Genomic DNA, 21160 nt, shown 5'->3' with positions numbered 1-21160 from the left:
ATGGAAATGAATACAATAATAGGCATTGTTGCCGCCGTTGCGATTATGCTCGTTGGTTTAATCATGATTTTAAGAAAACCAAAACCAGTAGAGCCATCATTAGAAGCAGATTTACATATTAATCCTGAAAGTCAGCAACCTGTGATTCCACGTCATGTGCGAGATCAACTTCTACAAAGCAATGTCGCCGTTACAGTTGAACGCGTTGAACCAAGTTTTAACACAGCACCGATTGAAGCAAAAGCGCCAGTTGAAACAGTTGCTGCAGAAAATATTGTAAAAGCGAGTGAAACTGATGTTGTGATTGAACCTGAGCCAGTCGTTGAGTTCACTCCGAGTGCAAATAAACAAGAGACAATTCTTGAATCGCAGTCTCAAGACGAAGTTGAAGCGCTTTTAGAAACGCCAGAAAAAGCTGAGGATGAGAAAGCTGAAACAGAGCTCAGCTTAAATCCCAATATTGAAACTGTTGCGATTGAAGAATTCGATGGAGAAAGTAATATTTTAGATGTGCATTTGCATGAACAGCAACGCTATGATGATGAAAGTGCTTTGGCAACAGCAGAGCAAATTATTGCTTTGAATGTTTATCCAAACCCACGCCGTGCTTTGTCTGGTGATAAAGCTCTCAAAGTATTGTTGAAATACGGTCTGCGTTTTGGAGAGATGTCTTGCTTCCATCGTTATGAAAATACCGATGAGCCAAGCCCATTGATGTTCTCTGTATTACGTGTCACAGATAATGGACCTGCTGGTTTTGATTTGGAAAGTTTGTCGGGAGAACAAGTACAGGGATTAGCTTTCTTCCTTGCCTTACCAAATAGTAAAGCTGTTACAGGCTATGACATGATGACCAGTATTGCAGGCTTAATTGCACGTGAAGTTGATGGCAAAGTCTATGATGAAAATAATTTAGAGTTTACGCCGCAGTTGAAAGAGCATTGGCGTCATCATGTGATTGATTATCGCCCAAATCAAGCAACCGTCTAATGAATCTTTTATAATAAATTTAGTAAAAATTATAGGGCGGTTTTTCCGCCCTTTTATATGGTGAAATTTAAATGGAACACAACTCAGTTATTGAGCAAATGCGTCAGTTAATTCAACTGATTGCAAAACATAATCATGCTTATTATGTGATGGATCAACCTTCCATTTCTGATAGTGAATATGACCATTTATTTCATCAGCTGAAAGCCTTAGAACAACAACATCCAGAATGTATTCAGGCAGATACACCGACCAATAAAGTCGGTGGTCAAGCGTTGTCAAAATTTGAAAGCGTGACTCATGCAGTGCCGATGCTGTCTTTAGGTAATGTTTTTAATCAGGAAGATCTGTTTGCCTTTGCACGTCGTATTGATGAACGTTTACCCAATCAAAAAGTCCAGTATGACGTTGAACTTAAACTCGATGGCTTAGCGATTTCACTGTGGTATGAAAATGGTGTATTAGTTCGTGGTGTAACACGCGGTGATGGTGAGACTGGCGAAGACATTACCCAAAATGTCAAAACCATTCGCAACTTGCCAAAAGTTTTAGCGAGTCAGCATCAAGCGATTCCAGATTTCTTGGAAGTGCGTGGCGAAGTGTTGATGCCGAAGCAAGGCTTTGAAAAGCTCAATACGGATCAGGAAGCGAAAGGGGAAAAGACTTTTGCTAATCCACGTAATGCCGCAGCAGGTAGTTTAAGACAGCTTGATCCAAACATTGCAGCCTCACGTCCTTTGGCGTTCTATGCTTATGGTATTGCTCAGTGTCAGCCAAATCATGGTCTTGAGACCATGCATGACAGTCTGCACTGGTTAACTAAATTCGGTTTTGAAATCGCAGAACGTCAATTTCTCTGTGCCTCGATTGAGGAGGTGCAGCAACGCTATGAACAAATCCAACAAGAACGTCCAGATCTTAAAGTTGAAATTGATGGTATGGTGATTAAGGTGGACAGCCTTAAACAGCAACAACAATTGGGCTTTTTAAGTCGTGAACCGCGTTGGGCAACAGCTTATAAATTCCCAGCACAGGCGGCGCTCACTAAAGTCGAAAATATTGACTGGCAAGTGGGACGTACTGGAACACTAGGTGTCACCATGAACTCAAGTGTTTCAAGTAGAACTCAATTAGATTTTCAAATGGCAGTATAAGGGTAGCAGTAATGTCTAACTATAAATTTAACGACAACCAAATCGCCATTATTGAAAAGCTCGGGCTTAATTTAAGTATAGACGATGTAGAGAAGCTCTTTTTTTCAAATAATCACAGTTGGGAAGAGTTGGAAATATTGCTTAAAGTTGCTAATGCTCTTTACAGATCCGGTTATCCGATTATTGAAGATAAGCAGTATGATGAATATCTTAACTACTTCAAAACTCTTGATCCAGACAATCCATTCTTATTAAGTGTAGAGCCTGAAGTTTTAATCGATAGTAAGACTGTTCCACTTCCAAAGAAAATGCTTTCTACCGATAAAGCATATTCTTTTGAAGAAATTAAAAAATGGACGGAAAGGATTGCTAAAGCCGCTTCAGAAATTGAATTTGATCAAAATTTGATTGAGATTAAGGTTACACCAAAACTTGATGGTTATGCTGCTTATGATGATGGTACAACTCTCTACACCCGAGGTGATGGGACAAGAGGTCAAGATATTACTCGTGCATTTGAACGAGGACTTAAAGTAGCAAAAAATGCAGGAAGAGGTTTAGGCCCGGGCGAAATCGTAATCAAGAAAAGTTACTTTAATAGGGTGTTGATAGAAAAGTTTGAAAACTCACGCAATATCCAAGCAGCAATTATTGCTGAAAAGAAAGTTGATGAAGATGTCCAAAAGGCAATTGATAAAGGTGCCTGTGTCTTCTACCCTTTTTCACTATTAGATAACTGGACGGGAAGTATTGAAGAGTTATTGTCAAACTTTGAGAGTATTCTTGAAAGTATGTGGAACTCAGTTGATTTTGATATTGATGGATTAGTCTTAGAAACTACAAATGCACCGATCAAAGAGCATATGGGCTCTACGAGAAAGTTTCATAGATGGCAAATTGCTTTTAAAGTGAATGAAGAATCGGCTGAAGTTGAAGTATTGAAAGTTGTTCCTCAGACTTCAAGGACTGGTCGAGTTTCACCAGTAGCTGAATTGGTTCCGACAAAACTTAGTGGGGCTACTCTAAGCAGGGTAACTGTTCACCACTATCATATGGTGAAGACAAATGGAGTTGGTCCTGGCGCAATCGTTAAGCTAGTCAGAAGTGGCTTAGTTATTCCAAAAATTGAAGAGGTTATCAAACGAGCAGAGCCAGAATTACCTGAAAATTGTCCTAGTTGTGGTGCTCACCTTATTTGGGAAGGTGATCATTTAATATGCCCGAATAAATCAGACTGTCCTGCCCAAACCGAGAATACACTGATTCATTTTTTTAAAACATTGGGTAATGTAGATGGCTTTGGGCCAAAGGTGATTGAAAAAATAACTAATCAAGGTATTAAGCACATTCACGAAATCTATCAGATTGCTAAGCATCAATTTGTAGAGTTTGGATTTGGAGATAAAACGTCACAAAATCTTATCGATCAACTCCAAGCAAGTAGACAGATTGAAATAGAAGATTGGAGGTTTCTTGCTGCATTTGGAGTTACCCGATTAGCTGGCGGAAACTGTGAGAAATTACTTCGGCATCATGCCCTAGTTCAGGTTTTCGAAATATCAGTCGAGGATATGGTTAAAATAGATGGATTTGCACAACTAAGTGCTGAAGCTATTGTCGAAGGTTTAGCAAACGTTAGAGAAGAGTTTTTCAAAGTATATAACCTCGGTTTCAACTTAAGTGTTACACCCAAGGAATCTGATAGAGAAAGTTCAGATTCGCCTATAGCTGGAGCAATCGTTGTATTTACTGGCTCGATGCAACAAGGTTCCCGTGACGATATGGAAAAGAATGCAAAAGCACTTGGAGCTAAAGTGGCTAAATCGGTGACTAGTAAAACTACCTATCTGGTAACTGGCGACAAGGTCGGTGAAACTAAGATTAATGCAGCTCGTGATAAAGGCGTTAAGGTATTAACTGAACAGGAATACCTTAACTTAATTGGGTAACTTTAAATATTTAGTTGTACTAGCTCAGGCCTAAGCTGACAGCTACCCAGTTTTTCTGGTGCCAGCGTCAGATCAGGTTTGAGCTAATACAGATAATTTATTTAATACCATTCGAGCATAAATCTCATTCACTTGACGATGAATTGCCTAATCGCTCATTAGATGAATTCTATTGGCAGGGATTTGATATGCTTAGATCAAGATTAATAAATGATTTTAATGAAAAGGAATTCATTCAGAATCATTGGAATGATTCAGAATTCCACATTAAGCACCCTATGACTTTCGATTGACTCCACGTCAATTTGTGTCGCATATACAAGAAGTTTCATTCAATTTAACTTATTGTTTCTATAAACTAATTATTAGCTTTAATACGGTCATCTATACAAATGAATATCGTCCAAATCGAAGAAAATATTAAACAGCTCATCCATAGAATTTCTAAAGGCGAGCTACATCAAAAAGAATTTATCTATGAATTGTTGTTGGCTTATGGTTTGCGTAAGTATTCAATAAATAAACTGCGCTCAGGGGATACTAATTTAGCAGAGGATAAAGAGAATACTTTATTTTGGAAGCTGAAGGTTTATTTTAAAATTGCAAAACAGCATGATTTGCATGGTTTGATTGATCAAATGAAGAATGAAAAGCGAACGGAAAGCAATAAGATTCGCTTCTTGATCGTAACTGACTTCAAAACTCTATTGGCAGTAGATACTAAAACACAAGATACATTGGATGTTCCTTTTGGTGATTTAGCTAAAAAATTTGATTTCTTCTTACCATGGGCTGGGATGGAGAAAGCTGTATATCAAGGTGAAAACCCTGCGGATGTTAAGGCTGCTGAAAAACTAGCAAAGCTATTTGACGAAATTAAAGCCGATAATTTCAATGAAGACGACTTAAACAATAAAGAGAACTTACATCACCTTAATATTTTCTTATCTCGACTGCTATTTTGTTACTTTGCTGAAGATACAGAGATTTTTAAGGACAAACAGTTTACTTCGGCAATATCCAAGAGTAATGAAGATGGATCAGACTTATCGGCTTTAATAGGACGTTTGTTTAAAGTATTAAACCAATCATCTGAAGATCGTGAAGCAGATTTACCTGACTACTTAGCAGATTTTCCGTATGTAAATGGCGGTTTATTTAAAGATGATATTCAAGTTCCAAAATTTACTCGTAAATCACGTAGAATTTTGATTGAGTGTGGTGCAGAACTGGATTGGTCCGATATCAACCCAGATATTTTTGGTTCTATGTTCCAAGCGGTTGTTCATACTGAACAACGTAGCACCATGGGACAGCATTACACCTCTGTTCCAAACATTATGAAGGTGATTGAACCATTATTCTTAAATGACTTGTATGAAGAATTAGAGAAAAACCAAGACAGTGTTAATAAACTATTAAAATTACAGCAACGTTTAGGTCAACTTAAAATTTTTGACCCTGCTTGTGGTTCAGGTAACTTCCTTATTATTGCGTATAAAGAGCTTCGTAAGTTTGAAATGGAGCTTTTGAAACGTGTTCAAGAACTAGAACTTGAAAAAACAGGTCAATTTTCAAAACCATTTTCAGTGATTCAGGTTTCTCAATTTTATGGGATAGAAATTGATGATTTTGCTCATGAAGTTGCAATTCTGTCTTTATGGCTAACAGAACATCAAATGAATCTTACATTTAAAGATGAATTTGGAGAAATACTCCCTTCTTTACCTTTAAAAAATTCAGGAAATATATATTCATATAATGCTTTAAGATCAGATTGGGTAGAAATATGTGAGGCAAGAATACAAGATTATATTTATATTTTAGGAAACCCTCCTTATAAAGGTTCACGAAATCAAACAAGTGACCAAAAAGAAGATCTCAAAAATATTTTTAAGACTAAATATAAAAGTTTAGATTATGTTTCAGGCTGGTTCTTAAAGGCTTCTCAATTTATAGAAAAATTTCCATCGACTGCTTGTGCATTCGTATCTACCAATTCTATTACTCAGGGTGAACAAGTTGCTTTATTATGGCCAAAAATTCTAAAAAATATTCTAGAAATTAGTTTTGCACACACCTCATTCCAATGGAAGAATAGTGCTAAAGATCCAGCTGCTGTTATCGTGGTAATTATAGGAATCAAATCTAAATCGTCCTCCGAAAAAATTATATTCGAAGAAAAAGTAGTAAAGAGAGTGACATATATTTCACCTTACTTAACTGAAAATAAAAATATTAATATATTGAGAAGAAGTAACCCTATATCTGACGGCTATCCTCAAATGGTATATGGAAATTTAATAAATGACTCTGGTTTTTTAACTTTATCCTCTGAAGAATATTCTGATCTAATTCTAAGATTTCCAGACCTCAAGAAGTTTATTAAAAAATATATTGGTGCAAGAGAATTCCTTAATGGAATTGAACGATATTGCTTTTATATAAAAGATACAGATTTAGATGAAGCTAAGAAGTATTTTGAAGTAAATCATCGATTAGAGAAGGTCGCAGAACATAGATTAAATAGCACAGAATCTAGTACTAGGGCTGCTGGCTTAACCCCACATAGATTTTATTTTCAATCATACAATGAAACTAGTTCGATTATTGTGCCTAGAACTACTTCGCAAAGAAGAAACTATTTACCAATAGGTTACTTAGCTTCAGATACAATCATTTCAGATGCAGCCTCAGCAGTATATGACGCCGAACCTTGGCTATTCTCTTTAATTTCATCATTTATGCATACATTATGGATTAGAACTGTTGCAGGGCGATTAAAATCAGATTACAGATATTCTTCTTCATTAGTCTACAATACTTTCCCGTTCCCAAAGCTTTCAGATATTCAAAAAAATGACCTAACTGAATTAGCATTTGAAATATTAAGTGTTAGAGAAAATTATCCAAATAAGACTTTAGCTAAGCTTTACGATCCAGATTTAATGCCTAAGGATTTAAAAGACGCTCATAAAAAAAATGATGATTATGTAGAACGTTTGTATAACAAGAAAGGATTTGATAGTGATAAGAGCAGATTAGATTTTTTAATTGAACTTTACGAAACTAATTTATTAGAGGGTGAATAATTTATGAATCTTGTAGATATTACATATCAACAAACTGGGGAAAGCACCTCAATAAATAATATGGGCATGAGAGCGATGCAAGCTCGTGCCTTTCAATCTCGTAATAGCCAGTATTTACTCTTAAAAGCTCCTCCTGCATCAGGTAAGTCTCGTGCATTAATGTTTTTAGGTTTAGACAAGATACACAACCAAGGGTTGAGCAAAGTTATTGTAGCTGTACCTGAACGCTCAATTGGCGGTTCATTTGCTAGCACTAAGCTGAGTGAAAGTGGCTTTTTTGCAGATTGGGACATCAAACCTGAAAATAATTTATGTACTGCTGGTGGCGATAAAAGCAAAGTAAAAGCCTTTAAACGTTTTATGGAAGGTACAGATCAAATTTTAGTATGTACACATGCAACACTAAGATTTGCTTTTGAAGAGTTAGAAGATCATGTATTTGATAATACATTAGTGGCAATTGATGAATTCCATCATGTTTCAGCAGATGCTGATAATATTCTAGGTAATGTTCTTAAAGCTTTAATGGACAATACCACCGCTCATATTGTTGCGATGACGGGTTCATACTTCCGTGGCGATAGTGTTCCTGTACTTACGCCTGAAGATGAAGCAAAATTTGATAAAGTTTCTTTTAACTATTACGAACAACTCAATGGCTATACCTATTTAAAGTCATTAGGTATTGGCTACCACTTTTATAAAGGACGTTACTTTAAAGAAGATGACGAAGGGATTATTGCTCTAAAAAAAGTTCTTGATACTGACAAAAAGACGATCATTCATATTCCCCATCCTAATTCAGGTGAATCAAGTAAAGATAAATATGATGAAGTTGACGCCATCCTTGAAATTATTGGTGAGTTCATTATTAAAGATGATCAAACTGGAATTATTACGATAAAACGGTCAGATGGAAAACTTTTAAAAGTTGCAGATCTAGTTGAAGAAGATGGTCGTGATAAAGTTGTTGAATATCTGCGTAATATTAAAACTGTAGATGATCTTGATCTTATTATCGCAATTGGTATGGCAAAAGAAGGCTTTGACTGGCAATTCTGTGAGCATGCTTTAACAATTGGTTACCGTGGATCTTTGACTGAAATTGTGCAGATTGTGGGACGTTGTACACGAGATAGTTCGAACAAATCACATGCGCAATTTACCAATCTTATTGCTCAACCAGATGCACAAGATACAGAGGTAAAATTTGCAGTAAATAATATGCTGAAAGCTATTACTGCATCTTTATTAATGGAACAAATACTCGCACCAAACTTCAAGTTTAAAACTAAACGTGATGATGAAGATATTGTTCCACCGGGTACACTCACAATCAAAGGGTTTAAAGAACCAAGCACAGCAAAAACAAAGGCAATTATTGAAAATGATCTTGTGGATCTAAAAGCAGCGATTCTTCAAGATGCTAATGTAATTGCAGGTTCAGCAGGTAAGGTTGAGCCTGAAGTAGTGAATAAAGTTCTTATCCCTAAGATTATCCAAACAAAATATCCTGACTTAACAAAAGCTGAACTTGAAGAAGTGAGTCAATATTTAGTCGTGGACTCAGTGATTAGCACAGCAGAAGTCAAAGAAGTCGGTGATAAAAAGTTTATTCGAATGGCAGATAAATTTATCAATATTGAAGACCTGAATATTGATTTAATTCAATCTGTTAATCCATTCCAAAAAGCATTTGAAATCCTATCAAAAGAAGTCACAGTCAATGTGCTCAAATTGATTAAGGAGGCAATCGAAGCAACTAAGATTAGTATGACTCAAGAAGAAGCCATTGAGCTATGGCCTAAGTTAAAAGCCTTCAAAGTTCAGTTTGGTCGTGAGCCTAGTCTAGAATCAAATAACTTAATTGAAAAACGATTAGCCGAATGCCTAATCTATATTCGTGAGCAACGTAGACGAGCTGGAGTGTAAAACATGGAAGATTTAAGCTGGCTTCAAGATATGATTGCTGATGATGACTTAGGTCTTTTAAACGTTAAGAAAAAGACGTCTGGTCTAACGGCTGATGAACAATTGGTCTCTAAATTTAATGAAATTAATAATTTTGTGACACAGCATGGGCGTGTACCTGCTAAGGATATGAAAAACATTTCTGAGTTTATGCTTGCGAGCCGTTTAGAAGCAATTCAAACCAATCCAGAGCAATACATGGCTTTAGCAGATTATGATGAACATAATTTGCTGCCACAACATCAGGATTAAAGATATGTCAGATATTAAATCACTTGAAGATATTTTTAACGATGATGATCTAGGTTTGCTTGATGATGGTAAAGATGGTGACATCTTTAAAATTAAGCATGTGCTTGTCCAACGTGCAGCAGCGGATGAAGTTGCTAAACGTAAACGTTGTAAGGACTTTGATCAGTTTGAGCATTTATTTAAAAATGTTCACAGAGAGCTTCGAGAAGGGAAACGTAAGCTCTTACCCTTTAATGATAAGGGTTATCAACTGGTTGAAGGTAATTACTATGTTTTAAACGGCTTATTAGCTTATTTAGCAGATATTAATTTTACTTCCGAAGCGAAAACAGTTGATGGTAAACGTTTTCGTAAAGATGGTCGAACACGTACTATCTTTGAGAATGGAACTGAATCAACCATGCTGTACCGTTCATTGGCTAAAGCATTATATAAAGATGGACGCATTGTTTCAGAGACCAACGAACAAGAAAACTCTAACTTTTATACTAATTTTGGCGGTATCACTGAAGATGATACATCGACAGGTTATATTTATATTCTGAAATCTAAAAGTACAGATCCACGTATCCAATCATACGATCATCTTTACAAAATTGGTTTCGCCACGACAACTGTTGAAAAACGTATTGCGAATGCAAAAAAAGAGCCGACTTATTTGATGGCTGATGTTGAAGTCATTGCTGAATATCAAGCTTTCAATATTAATCCACAAAAATTTGAATATTACTTACATGCCTTTTTTGGTGAATCTTGCTTTGATTTATTGGTCGCAGATAAAGATGGTAAAAATCATCAACCGAAAGAGTGGTTTATTGCACCTTTAGAAGTAATTCAGCAAGCCGTTGAGTTGCTAGTAAATGGGCAGATCATGGGTTATCAATACAATAAGTTTAAGAAAGAGATTGAGTTGAGATAGTGGTATTCTCAAAAGATAGTGATAAAATTATGTATTGATTTTAATAAATTTTTTGTGTAAATTCACTATGCCTTTGGAGTGGATATTATCCAGCTCGCAGAGGGATGCAGTTTGAACTGTCCAGCAGTTTATTGAGAAATATTGTAATAAAGAACTGAACCATCAAGGTTGTAAGTTGTTCCAATAGTATCAGTACACAGTTGTTCATCATACTAGCTCCAATAGTATAGCATATTAAGTTAATGCGTTATCCGAAGATGTTTTTCGGTAAAATTAGTGCTGGATTTGAAGAAGTAAGAACATTTTCAGATCAAAGTTTAAAGACTCCGTAAGGGCGTAACGTGGGACGCGACACAAGCCCTTACGGATCTGCTAAATAGGGATTAGCATTGAATTTTGAAAAATATAAAAATGAAATCTATGATAAAAAACATATTCTAAGAGTTCAGAATAAGAAAATCCCTAAATCAAGAATTCATTTTGATACACCACTTGATGCTCAAGACGCTTATTCTCTTGTTTCTCAGCCAGATAATGTAGTTAAACATTGGTTTTTACCTTTTATCGGATTTGAACAACGTACACGAAAAATTAAAAGTCATAATGGTTTAAGTCGTAGAGCTGCTAAAAAACGACCTTTAAGATATGCAGCTAACCAAGACGGTTATATTTATGCCTATTATTCGCATCTTCTCACTGAAAAATATGAAAATTTCATAAAAGATACTCCTCTACAAAACTCAGTATTAGCCTATCGTCCATTGGGTAAATCAAACATTGAATTTGCTAAAGAGATTTTTGATTGGATCAGTCAAATAAAAGAATGTAATGTACTCACAATTGATCTATCAAGCTTTTTTGATACTTTAGATCATGGAATACTGAAAGAACAATGGCAGCGTGTTAATGGCGTACCTTGCTTATCTAAAGATCATTATATTGTTTTTAAATCTTTAACTAATTACTCATTTTTAGATATAGAAGAAGCTCTGGTTGCTTTAGGATGGCCCGATAAGTCAAAAAGAAAAGAGAAAGATGAAAAAACTCCAAATCCTTTGAGAAAAAAAACTAGCAAGCCTTACCAAGCCCTAGGTGATTTTCGAAGTATTCGAAAAAAACAAGTTACTTATGCTGATGGTGTTGTTAGATACCTAATCCAGAAACCAAATAAAATCGATGGGAAAAGATATGGAATTCCTCAAGGTTCTCCTATGTCCGCCATACTTTCAAATATTTATATGTTGGACTTTGACAAATATTGTTGTGAGTTAGCGAATAATATGGGTGGAATATATAGACGTTATTGCGATGATATTATTCTAGTTTTTCCACAGAACATTCAAATGAGCGATGTTTATAAAATGCTTGAAGAGCTATTGCTTAATCATGGAGGAAAGGAGTTAAAGATAAATCCAAGTAAGGTTGAAAAAATAAAATTTACTTGTATTTCAGGTAAGCTGCAAGCTATTGATATAGATACTAAAGTGGACAAGCCTCTACAATATCTTGGCTTTATATATGATGGTCAAGAAATTTTGATCAGGTCATCTAGCCTATCAAATTATTATCGACGTTTAATTTCCAAAATTAGAGCATCGAAAAATAAAGCTCGAAGAAATAAATCAAAAACTTATCGTAGAAAAATCTATCGAATGTATAGCCATTTAGCTCGTAAACAACGAAATTTTATAACTTATACATATAGAGCATCGGAAGTGATGAATGATCTATCAGTTAAGAAACAGCTATCCAATCATTGGAAGCGCATCCATGATGAGCTAAAAAAGTAAATGAGTCATACTTAAATTCCGAGTAATCAGTTTTAAAGATGTCCAAGTAAAATAAGAACTATTGTCCAAGTTACTATACCAATGAGTGATCAATTAGATAAGAATATGCAGTCAGGATTGTACAAGGCATAGCGAGAAGTAGATTTGGTTTGGCGATTGAATTTTACTTTCTCGCTATTTTTTTGCACAGTAAATGTCAACACACTCTAATTTAGTCAAGCGTAAAAATATTAATTTAATATTATGATTTCATTATATTATTGAATCTTTTAATTTAAAAAATCATCCATTAAATTAATGTTTGATTTAATATTTTTAATTTCAATCTCAATTTTATTTTTGTATTTAATAAAATACTTTTCTAATGTTTTATCATCTTTAAGTAATGATTTTATAAAATTAATATTATTCTCTTTGTCTTTTATTAGATCTGATAACTCTATTTTTTTAGAATTAAAAACTTTTTCCAGTTTTTGTTTTTTATGTCGTTCTCTCAGTTCATTCAAGCGAGAAGTTTCATTATAACTGAATGAGGTTTTAGTTGATTTTTCCTCATCAATTTCCAAATATTTACATTCTAAAAGCACTTTCAAACCAGCATACATCTGGTTTTTGTAACGCTTATTCTTATAACAGTTTTCAAGTTTGATGTTTTCCCAAAAGTGTCTTGCGCGCCAATTATTAATTTGATGGTTATCAAAGATTTCTAAGAATTCATCATACAGAGGTAATTTAACGTTTTTCTTCACAACTTAACTGCCTAACCATAAAAGAGGATTATAATCCGTGGATATATAGTCCTCAATTGGTGATATTTCTGTTTTTTGAGCAATTAGTTTCAAATGTCAGAATTATCAGTAGTAATTGGTCAATTAATACGCACTAGACGAACACAACAAAAAATCACTCAAGAATCTCTTGCACTTCAATGTGGGATTGATCGTAGCTATATGGGACGTATAGAACGTGGTGAAGTTAACTTAACTGTTGAAAAGCTTTATGAAATTTCAAATGCTCTAGAGATATCAGCAAAAGACTTACTCCCTTGATACCACTGTTTTTCAGAACATTGATTAATCATATCTAACTTTTTAAGAGAACTATCGATTACTATTGTTTCAATAACAAATCACTCAGTACATCTGAAAGGTTTTAGGGCATCGTCTTTCTTACACTATATTTTTCTTTACTCTCTCCTGACATAAAAAATCGTTTTTTTATAATAAATGACTTGAAATCATACAAAAAAACTCCACATCATAAAAAAATGCGGTAGGCTTTATTTTATAAAATTATAAGTAAGCCACTGTTAGGAATAGCATAATTAAATTGCGGACATAAAATGAGTATAGAAACTAAGCCGTTTCAAATTTTAGCGTTATCTGGTGGTGGCTACCGAGGATTATATACAGCACAAGTTCTTGCTGACCTAGAAGAACAATTTGGTACACCAATAGGCCGACACTTCGATTTGATTACAGGTACATCTGTAGGAGGAATCATTGCCTTAGCTGTTTCACTTGAAATCCCAATGAAAGATGTAGTGGAACTGTTTGTGAAACATGGTCATGAAATCTTTAAAAAACGTTCTTTTTTTAAAAGATTATTTGGTATCCGTAAATCACCTTATACTGCTGATGGCTTAAAGACTCTTTTACAAAATGATCATTTGTTTGGCAATAAAATTCTTGCAGATGCTCTTCATCCTGTAATCATCCCTTCAATTAATTACACTGAAGGTAAACCTGTTGTATTTAAAACCCCTCATCATTGGAAATTCAAAAGAGACTGGACAATGTCTTTAGTAGATGTTGCTTTAGCAACATCAGCGGCACCTACTTATTTCCCTAGACATATCTATCAAGATCAACAATTTGTTGATGGAGGATTATGTGCGAATGATCCTTCAATTATTGGGCTACATGAAGCAGACAATTATTTTAATGTTGGTCTTTGTTCAATTAGGCTTTTGTCAATTGGAACATTATCCTCTAAAAGAACAGTTAATGATTCTACTAGTAATGAAGGTGGAATGATTGATTGGGCTGAATCTAATTACAACATCCCTAAGGGGGTGAAAAATATCATAGATTTAACTTTATCTAGTCAACAATTATTAATGAGGCAAATAGCCGAACATCGACTGGACTTACATAAGGGTATGGCCTATGTCATAGATGAGTTATTAACGGAAAGTGGGGCTAAATATGTTGCTCTAGATCAAGTTAACTCTGCTGCACAACGAACGTTAATAGGTAATGCACATGCCTCATCTAAAAAAGCGGTTTCAGATCCTAAAATTGAATTAATGATGAAACATTTGGCACCTCAACCTGAATGGTTTCATGGACCTTATAAAAATACTGAAAGTTCGGGAGATAATTAACAATGGTAAATCAACGATCTGCAAATCTACACTTAGTTTATCAAGATACTACTGATGGGTATGCTACCAAATTATTACCCCCTCCAAATCTTGTTGACAGGCTGAAAGCATGCCAGATAAAGGTTAGAAAAAAAATGGAGCAAGCTCTGATAGAAGAATACGGGATTAAACCAAAATTTCGTGTACAAGGCTCCTTTGCTTATGGAACTTGTAATCTCCCTGCTCAACCACAGAAAGGGCAAGAACTTGATTTAGATTACGGTGCTTATCTTCCTGTTAGCGTCTTTACTCTTAATGAAAATGAAACACCAAATTCCTCAGATGAAGCAAAAAGATATATTCAGACGGCATATGATGCATTAAAGGATCTTTCTCAAGAGAATAACGGTTGGAAGGTTGAGCAAAAACCTAGTTGTATTCGCATTAGTGGAGTAGCTCAATTTGCACATATGGATGTTCCGTTATATGCAGTTCCCAATGAGATGTTTAATCATCTAGAAAGCCAGCATCAATTAGTAACTGACTCAATGCAAAAGGCTCAAGGGTCTTTACAAGAAAGATTTGAAAGTTATAAAGCTTCAATGGAATCTTATGACACAGCTTTATTTGAAGAGATTTCTGAAAACGAATCTCCGATAGACTTAGAGTCAATTGATATGATTCATATGGCTAAAGATGATGGTAGTTGGTTCCCTTCTGATTGTGAGAAAGTACGTAATTGGTTTAAAAAACAATGCCAAAAATACCCAAATGCAGGTCGGCAGCTACGTTATATTGCCCGCTATCTTAAAGGATGGAGAGATCAACAATGGGAAGAAAAAGGACCAACATCTATTGTTTTAATGATTGCTGCAGTTAAAAGTTATACTTATGTCCCAGGACGTGATGATCTTGCATTATCTATAGTAACTTCAAATCTTGATACTATTCTGGCAAATAATATCTTTGTAGAAGATATGGAAGATCATGAAACAGAAGATTTTAATAGAGCAAATGCATCTCAAAGACTTGAGAATGCACAGGCTGCAAGAATTCTTCATAAGAATATTATGCAAGCCCTCCAACAGGGTGTAATAAGCCCATCTACTTCTCTGGCATATTTAACGGCTAGTTTTGGTAATCGTATTCCTACTGATACTTCTCTAGTAAGAAATGATAATCAGAACTCTGAAGATAGTATTTCCAATATTCTTCAGACGCCTTCTATTCGTCGCGATAGTTCAGTGAAACTAAAATCTCAATCTAGTGGTTAATTATATATAGACCCTTATCTGCTACATGGATATGTAGCAGATAGTTTTACTGGAGTAGTCGTGTTACCAACTCAATTAAAACAAAGAACTAAACTAATAGAGCTCATTAGTACATACCTAACTTCTAAAGGTTATTGTCATTCTTTATTTCCTTGCCCGACCTCCGCAATCCATTTATCTACTATCTCTCCCGATACATTTAAACCTGTATTCATCGATACATGGCATGGTGAATTAAACATACCTCTACCAAATGATGAAATTGCTAAGGTAGATATAATCATCCAAATTATTGATTGGAACTTTATTTCTCTTCCTGAAGTATATATAAAGGGCCCTCTTTGCAGTGAACTCCAACAATTAATTGGATTAGCTCACTTTTTACCTATGCCTTTTTACAACCCCTTAGCCACTGAGGAAGAAAGTTCGCAATACTACATAAAATGCTGTTACAGCCTACATAATGAAATTTCTCTACCAAGAACCAATCCTATAGCTATATTTGAATGGATTTTAGAACAATGTATTAAGTTATTTAATGAGTCACTAGTTGATGTAAGTTCTCGTGATGAGGATATCAGAAGAGACTTGAACATTATGTGGGCACAATTAAGTGATATTCTGCATTTCAGTGAAATTGACTTTAATTATGCTAAAAGGACTGAATTAGATAATCTATTTGAAAAAATTAATAATAACTTGAAAAAAAGTGGGATAAATCAACTACCTGATGAATTAACAGAAGAAGAAAATAATTTACTACAACATTTCAATATTTACGTGTTAAGCGCCTATTCATATGTACACTTAATAGAAAGTTCAACTATTAAGTACGAATCCTTTATAAGTTTTGTTCCATGGAAAATTAAAGAAAAGGATACCTTCCAAAAGATAAAGACTCTTTTTCTAGTTTTAAACTCTCCATCTAGTAATAAACCTTTACCGAGTTTAGCAATTTTTTCTAGAAGAATTTTTGATTATCAAGCAAATGTCCATGAAAGTAAAAATCATATCGTCAGCCAAGATGTACCTATACTTAGGTTAATAGACTTAATATTTTGGTTACGTGTGTGGCAAAGATCATCTTTAAAACTATGGAAAGACTTATTTTATGAGTTATTCAGGCAATCAGATACATGTGCTAAAAGAGAGTTTTATTGCTGTCTTCTTATAGATGGTATCCCTCTTTCTTTTTGTTTAGTACTCCCTAAACCATTAAAAGAGTTCTCAAGCTACAAAGCTCTATCTAAAGAAATCAATTTATTGGGAGTAACTAGTGACTTAGAAAATATCCAATCTTCAAGTTTATTAGCACAGATTGGTTTAGTGCCTACAAGTACAATTAATACTACTGCAGAATTCATTTTTAATAGGAATATAAAGGCAATGGAACAAGAAAATCTATCTTGTCGAACTATTGTTGTAGTGGGGACTGGTGCTATTGGTGGATACCTCGCGCATAACTTAGCTAGGCTTGGTGCAGGATCTGAAACAGGAGAACTAATCCTCATTGATCCTGATAATTTATCTGAAGATAATATTGGTCGACATTTCTTAGGTAAAAATTACATAGGTCGTCCTAAAGTAGAAGCACTGAAAGATCAACTTCAAAATGATCTTCCGCAACTTAATATTAAAACTTTCAAAAACTCCATTGAGCAGTTCATAGGCACAAAAGTAAATGGTTTTGATTTAACTGAGGCTGATATTATTTTTGATGCTACAGCTAAACCAAGCATAGGTGAGCTTTTATCTGAATGGAGGTTAAATTTAGACTATCCTCAACCATGTTTAATACATTTGTGGATCAGAGATAATGGTGAATGTGTACAAGGTTTATTGAGTGAGCCAAATAGAAAAGACTCAGCCTCTAATTTTGCGTGTCGAAGTTGCTTACAAAATGCAGGCAGTGTCTTCCTCGAGCAATATGATGCTTTAAAAAATAATACACCTACTCATGCATATGCCGCATGTAGTGATTTCACTCCTTATTCTGTTTCTGCAAGCATGTCAGCAGCAGCACTAGGAACTGATATTGTTCTTGATTATGTTAATGGCATTTTGTCGCCAAGATATAGAACAAGATATTCTGAACGATGGCAAGGTAGTAAAATAATATCCAATGATGCTCCAAAAGCATCGGATTGCCCATGTTGTAGTATGCCACAATGAGTGATCTTATTATTTGGAAAACTATTATTGATCATACGATTAGAGATGAGATATTTATTATCATAGATAAAATTGCTTTTGATCAAATTAACTGTTTTAGACAAAAAGAAGTCTCTCAACTAGAAGCTTGTGGTGTGATTATTGGCGAACGAAAGGATAAACATTTTTTTATTAGAAAATTCACCCCTCCTATGCCAACTGATAATCGAACTAGATATTCTTGCAAAAGGAATAATGACGGTCATCAAGAACTAGTTGACCAATTACATTTAGAGAGCAAAGGTAGCCTTCAATATTTAGGCGAGTGGCATTCACATCCCCAAATAACAGCAAAACCCTCTACAAAAGATAAAAATGAGTGGCCGAAAACATATAATTACCTATCTAGAGAAGAAAATATTAAAGAGATGATCTGCTTAATTTTGGGAACTGACAGTGACTGGCTAGGAATTTATCATCAAGATATCCTTTATTCAGCTTCTATAGTGAACAATATACACATGGTAGAAAATCAGTAAGAATATCTCGAAAATAGATGAATTGATAAGTGCCTTGAATGAATTAAAAAGTACTTATGAGGAGAAGCTAACCTCGTAGTTTAATAACTTCCAAGTAAGATAATAACAGGTGCTCAAATAAACATAAGATTACCTTGTTTAAATTAGTAAGATTATGCAAATATTAGTGGTAAAGTGTTTACTGTATTGATTTATAATTATTTACTATCTAAACATTCCGTTTTTTAATTTTAAACGTTCCGCGATTAGTAATTCTTTTGGAAAGACTAGGATTTCGATCAGACAATTTTTTAATGAAAACTGGTTGACCATGTGGAGTCTTACTCCAGAGAATATCATTCTCTACGTAAAGTACTTTTCCGCTATGGGCGGCTTTAATAAAGCTTTCTTGCAATATATAAGCAGCTGCTTTAGCGATATCACGCTCAAATGTTGGCTTTCTAGTTGGCATATCTAAAACTCCCATAAGTGCTAATTTTCAATGCTATGGCCAATTTCTGTTATAGAAAATGATTGATGCTTATAAGCATAGAGTTTTTTTTGGCCAAATTCTAATGTGAACGATGCATCTAACTAAGATATGCTAGCTTTTTGGTCGTGAGCATACCATTGTGTTTTGGAATTAAACCAAATGGCAATATTCCCACGATTAATGAAAGTTCGGATATATGTGGAACGGTTGGTTGTACGATAAATTTTAGGTGTAGGCTTCTTCATTCTGAAATTATATTCCTGAATCAGACTTTACAAACAGCTTTGTGAAACAAAGCCGTTTGTAATCACAAAGTCAGAGCGTTCTTAACACTTCAATTGAATGTAGCGATATTTAATTTTTTTAGCTCGTGTATTTCACTCAATAAGAGGGATAATGCATCGGAATTACTTAACGAGGAGGATTCAAACCTGTCCGATATATTGACTAACTTTGCTATTCTTGAACGAACATGGCTAGATAGTGATTCATTACTTTCATCTTCTAAGTTGTTGTACTGGTTGATCTCACATGCTAAGTGAACATAGTGTGCTAAGGTTTTATCCGAAGCATGCATGGTTAGTTTTCTGCACGCCTCTGCAGCGACACTGAGTATATTAGAAAAATTTCCTTGTTTAGAAAGTTTGTTAATTGCTTTTGCAATATTCAAAGTAATATATCTATGTCTAAAAGAATGGTTCACAATATGTCTTAGTGCTTGGGCATGGGGTGAGTTATTAATAACTTTTCTCGCGTAATTCTTAAGATATGATTGTTTTAATTTCTCTCCCGTTTTCGCATCTACAAATATACCATCATGTTTAATATCAGGGAATCGTTCCTCTACTTTATTCAGGTATATTAAAATGACTTGCAAATCGTCCTTGGTCACAGGGACATTACGACTTTTTCCTTTGTACTTTCCTTTAGCAATCTTTAAGTCTCTAATAATATGTTTTACTGAGGGATTTAACATGTCAGCAGCGGCATTTTGTATCATTTTTTTTGTGATTTGACTTACCTCCGAAATCCTTGAACCAGTTATTTCCATTAAAGTTCCTAGGGCTTGCCATCTCGCAATTAAAAAATCATCTACTTCTGGATGAAGCGTTGTCGAATTTATAGCATCTAACCACATTAAATATTCATGATCTCTAACAAACTCAGCTTCTGTTTTTATATGGATGAGGCCATGAAGACATCTATGTGATAAATAGCTCTTTTCAAATCTACCGTGGATATACTTGTGATTAGAATAGTGAACTTTATAATTTGTATTATGGTTGATTTTATTTGTAGCCAAATGCCATTTTGGATATCGTACATTGAGGTGAACAACGTATCCTAAAGCTGTGCGAACATGGGAAATTATAGTTGCATCTGTGATATTCCGTTCTTTTAATCTCTCCACATATCGATACATTGTATCATCATTTATGTAATTCAATTCCGTATTACTTTCCTCCAGAAAATCACAAAATAAATTTAAGCTGTAAGCCTTTTTTGACACAGACGTTGCAAGTGGTTTTATATTATAGGTTCTTGCTCCTCCAGCGTAGTGTGTTAAATACTCATTAGCGTCCCAATCGAATTGTCCCATTTTCTTGAGGATTATAGGGAGAGGCACTGAGTCCTCAAATGCACCTTTTTTACCGACAGTTAAAAATGATAGATTCGGGTTCTTTGCGATTACGACTCTTGTCATTATTTTAACTGCCAAATTCGTTGTTTGCCGAGTATAAGAGCTTGGTTTCTAAGAAGCGACTGGAGTACTTCATTGACAGTCTTATCTTCTTTGATGTTTTCGAGTGTTTGAATATATGCGCGGTAAACCTCTGCTAACGCATTTCTAAGTTCTTCATTTTCCAGCATGAGTAAATTCAAGTCTTCTTTTGAGATAGATGAAGAGCCAGTTTTAGTCGAAACCTGTTTACCGGACTGTTCATTAATCAAATTTAAATTAGCTAAGTCGATAGCTTCTAACAGTGCTTTTAGAACTTGTGTGTTATGTGCCTCGTGGGCGGTATTCCAAACACATTTTATCACCCCTAATTCATGGTCTTCCCATTGTAAAACAGAGGAAAGGGATATTGTTTTGCGCTTTACTACTAATGAGGGATAAATGTCATTCTTACTACTAATCTTTCTTATCAAGTTTGCTTTTTTTGATAGGGATTCAGTCTTGGCTTCTTTTTCAGCTAAAACTGCTTTCGAAGTTTCTCCAGTTATGAATTTGGGCATT

At 34.7% G+C, this 21160-nt stretch carries 16 protein-coding genes and 2 pseudogenes; 13 read left to right on the top strand and 5 right to left on the bottom strand.

Annotation, left to right across the window (positions count from 1 at the left end; all coding sequences use genetic code 11):
- From IEV17_RS13535 to drt2, 8 genes and pseudogenes are all read left to right on the top strand, one after another.
- Positions 1-990: a cell division protein ZipA C-terminal FtsZ-binding domain-containing protein gene (locus tag IEV17_RS13535; protein ID WP_004663647.1), complete on the top strand. Its 990-nt coding sequence runs from the start codon at positions 1-3 to the stop codon at positions 988-990.
- Positions 991-1061: 71 nt separating this feature from the next.
- Positions 1062-2081 (top strand): annotated as a pseudogene (ligA, locus tag IEV17_RS13530) (NAD-dependent DNA ligase LigA); the annotation flags it as partial.
- A gap of 74 nt (positions 2082-2155) precedes the next feature.
- Entirely contained in the window at positions 2156-4093 is a 1938-nt protein-coding gene (locus tag IEV17_RS13525; RefSeq protein WP_004663644.1) for a BRCT domain-containing protein, read from the top strand.
- 392 nt (positions 4094-4485) lie between these two features.
- Positions 4486-7185 (top strand): class I SAM-dependent DNA methyltransferase, encoded by a 2700-nt coding sequence (locus IEV17_RS13520; RefSeq protein ID WP_004663642.1) that lies wholly within the window; start codon positions 4486-4488, stop codon positions 7183-7185.
- 3 nt (positions 7186-7188) lie between these two features.
- Positions 7189-9117, top strand: a complete 1929-nt coding sequence (locus IEV17_RS13515; protein ID WP_004663639.1) for a DEAD/DEAH box helicase — start codon at positions 7189-7191, stop codon at positions 9115-9117.
- 3 nt (positions 9118-9120) lie between these two features.
- On the top strand, positions 9121-9408 hold the full coding sequence (locus tag IEV17_RS13510) for a hypothetical protein (RefSeq protein WP_004663637.1): 288 nt from the start codon (positions 9121-9123) through the stop codon (positions 9406-9408).
- A 4-nt stretch (positions 9409-9412) separates the two neighbouring features.
- A complete protein-coding gene (locus IEV17_RS13505; RefSeq protein WP_004663636.1) occupies positions 9413-10327 on the top strand; it encodes a GIY-YIG nuclease family protein in 915 nt (304 codons plus the stop codon).
- Positions 10328-10716: 389 nt separating this feature from the next.
- The gene (drt2, locus tag IEV17_RS13500; protein WP_004663633.1) at positions 10717-12117 is read left to right on the top strand and encodes an antiviral reverse transcriptase Drt2; all 1401 of its coding nucleotides are present in this window, start codon (positions 10717-10719) and stop codon (positions 12115-12117) included.
- Positions 12118-12386: 269 nt separating this feature from the next.
- Here drt2 and IEV17_RS13495 read toward each other — a convergent pair whose 3' ends face one another.
- Positions 12387-12866, bottom strand: coding sequence for a hypothetical protein (locus IEV17_RS13495; RefSeq protein ID WP_004663631.1), 480 nt, complete (start codon positions 12864-12866; stop codon positions 12387-12389).
- A 93-nt stretch (positions 12867-12959) separates the two neighbouring features.
- Between IEV17_RS13495 and IEV17_RS13490 the strand changes: the two genes are divergently transcribed.
- The 5 genes from IEV17_RS13490 to IEV17_RS13470 all read left to right on the top strand — a co-directional run bounded on the left by IEV17_RS13490 (position 12960) and on the right by IEV17_RS13470 (position 18446).
- Positions 12960-13166, top strand: coding sequence for a helix-turn-helix domain-containing protein (locus IEV17_RS13490; RefSeq protein ID WP_004663628.1), 207 nt, complete (start codon positions 12960-12962; stop codon positions 13164-13166).
- 293 nt (positions 13167-13459) lie between these two features.
- Positions 13460-14503: a CBASS cGAMP-activated phospholipase gene (locus tag IEV17_RS13485; protein WP_004663626.1), complete on the top strand. Its 1044-nt coding sequence runs from the start codon at positions 13460-13462 to the stop codon at positions 14501-14503.
- Positions 14504-14505: 2 nt separating this feature from the next.
- Positions 14506-15756 (top strand): CBASS cGAMP synthase, encoded by a 1251-nt coding sequence (locus IEV17_RS13480; protein WP_004663625.1) that lies wholly within the window; start codon positions 14506-14508, stop codon positions 15754-15756.
- 60 nt (positions 15757-15816) lie between these two features.
- A complete protein-coding gene (locus IEV17_RS13475) occupies positions 15817-17928 on the top strand; it encodes a ThiF family adenylyltransferase (protein ID WP_004663623.1) in 2112 nt (703 codons plus the stop codon).
- Positions 17925-18446 carry a Mov34/MPN/PAD-1 family protein gene (locus tag IEV17_RS13470; protein WP_004663620.1) on the top strand — a complete coding sequence of 174 codons (522 nt, stop codon included), beginning with the start codon at positions 17925-17927 and terminating at the stop codon, positions 18444-18446. Before IEV17_RS13475 ends, IEV17_RS13470 begins: the two co-directional genes overlap by 4 nt.
- A 208-nt stretch (positions 18447-18654) precedes the next feature.
- Here the strand turns inward: IEV17_RS13470 and IEV17_RS13465 are convergent, their stop codons facing one another.
- From IEV17_RS13465 to IEV17_RS13450, 4 genes and pseudogenes are all read right to left on the bottom strand, one after another.
- Complete coding sequence (locus tag IEV17_RS13465) at positions 18655-18897, bottom strand: hypothetical protein (protein WP_004663618.1); 243 nt, start codon at positions 18895-18897, stop codon at positions 18655-18657.
- A gap of 149 nt (positions 18898-19046) precedes the next feature.
- Positions 19047-19163: pseudogene (locus tag IEV17_RS13460) on the bottom strand (IS5/IS1182 family transposase); the annotation flags it as partial.
- 89 nt (positions 19164-19252) lie between these two features.
- Positions 19253-20623, bottom strand: a complete 1371-nt coding sequence (locus IEV17_RS13455; protein WP_004663616.1) for a site-specific integrase — start codon at positions 20621-20623, stop codon at positions 19253-19255.
- Entirely contained in the window at positions 20623-21159 is a 537-nt protein-coding gene (locus tag IEV17_RS13450; RefSeq protein WP_004663614.1) for a hypothetical protein, read from the bottom strand. The genes IEV17_RS13455 and IEV17_RS13450 overlap by 1 nt, the downstream gene beginning before the upstream one ends.
- Between the last annotated feature and the right edge of the window lies 1 nt (position 21160).

Source organism: Acinetobacter modestus (genome assembly GCF_014636095.1).
Classification (GTDB): Bacteria; Pseudomonadota; Gammaproteobacteria; order Pseudomonadales; family Moraxellaceae; genus Acinetobacter; species Acinetobacter modestus.
This window is presented reverse-complemented; position numbering and strand designations above follow the sequence as displayed.

Coding starts and splice junctions, on each gene's coding strand:
- IEV17_RS13465 (WP_004663618.1), bottom strand. CDS start 18,897: ATGCCAACTAGAAAGCCAACATTTGAGCGTGATATCGCTAAAGCAGCT.
- IEV17_RS13470 (WP_004663620.1), top strand. CDS start 17,925: ATGAGTGATCTTATTATTTGGAAAACTATTATTGATCATACGATTAGA.
- IEV17_RS13535 (WP_004663647.1), top strand. CDS start 1: ATGGAAATGAATACAATAATAGGCATTGTTGCCGCCGTTGCGATTATG.
- IEV17_RS13485 (WP_004663626.1), top strand. CDS start 13,460: ATGAGTATAGAAACTAAGCCGTTTCAAATTTTAGCGTTATCTGGTGGT.
- IEV17_RS13505 (WP_004663636.1), top strand. CDS start 9,413: ATGTCAGATATTAAATCACTTGAAGATATTTTTAACGATGATGATCTA.
- IEV17_RS13455 (WP_004663616.1), bottom strand. CDS start 20,623: ATGACAAGAGTCGTAATCGCAAAGAACCCGAATCTATCATTTTTAACT.
- IEV17_RS13480 (WP_004663625.1), top strand. CDS start 14,506: ATGGTAAATCAACGATCTGCAAATCTACACTTAGTTTATCAAGATACT.
- IEV17_RS13450 (WP_004663614.1), bottom strand. CDS start 21,159: ATGCCCAAATTCATAACTGGAGAAACTTCGAAAGCAGTTTTAGCTGAA.
- IEV17_RS13525 (WP_004663644.1), top strand. CDS start 2,156: ATGTCTAACTATAAATTTAACGACAACCAAATCGCCATTATTGAAAAG.
- IEV17_RS13515 (WP_004663639.1), top strand. CDS start 7,189: ATGAATCTTGTAGATATTACATATCAACAAACTGGGGAAAGCACCTCA.
- IEV17_RS13520 (WP_004663642.1), top strand. CDS start 4,486: ATGAATATCGTCCAAATCGAAGAAAATATTAAACAGCTCATCCATAGA.
- IEV17_RS13490 (WP_004663628.1), top strand. CDS start 12,960: ATGTCAGAATTATCAGTAGTAATTGGTCAATTAATACGCACTAGACGA.
- IEV17_RS13510 (WP_004663637.1), top strand. CDS start 9,121: ATGGAAGATTTAAGCTGGCTTCAAGATATGATTGCTGATGATGACTTA.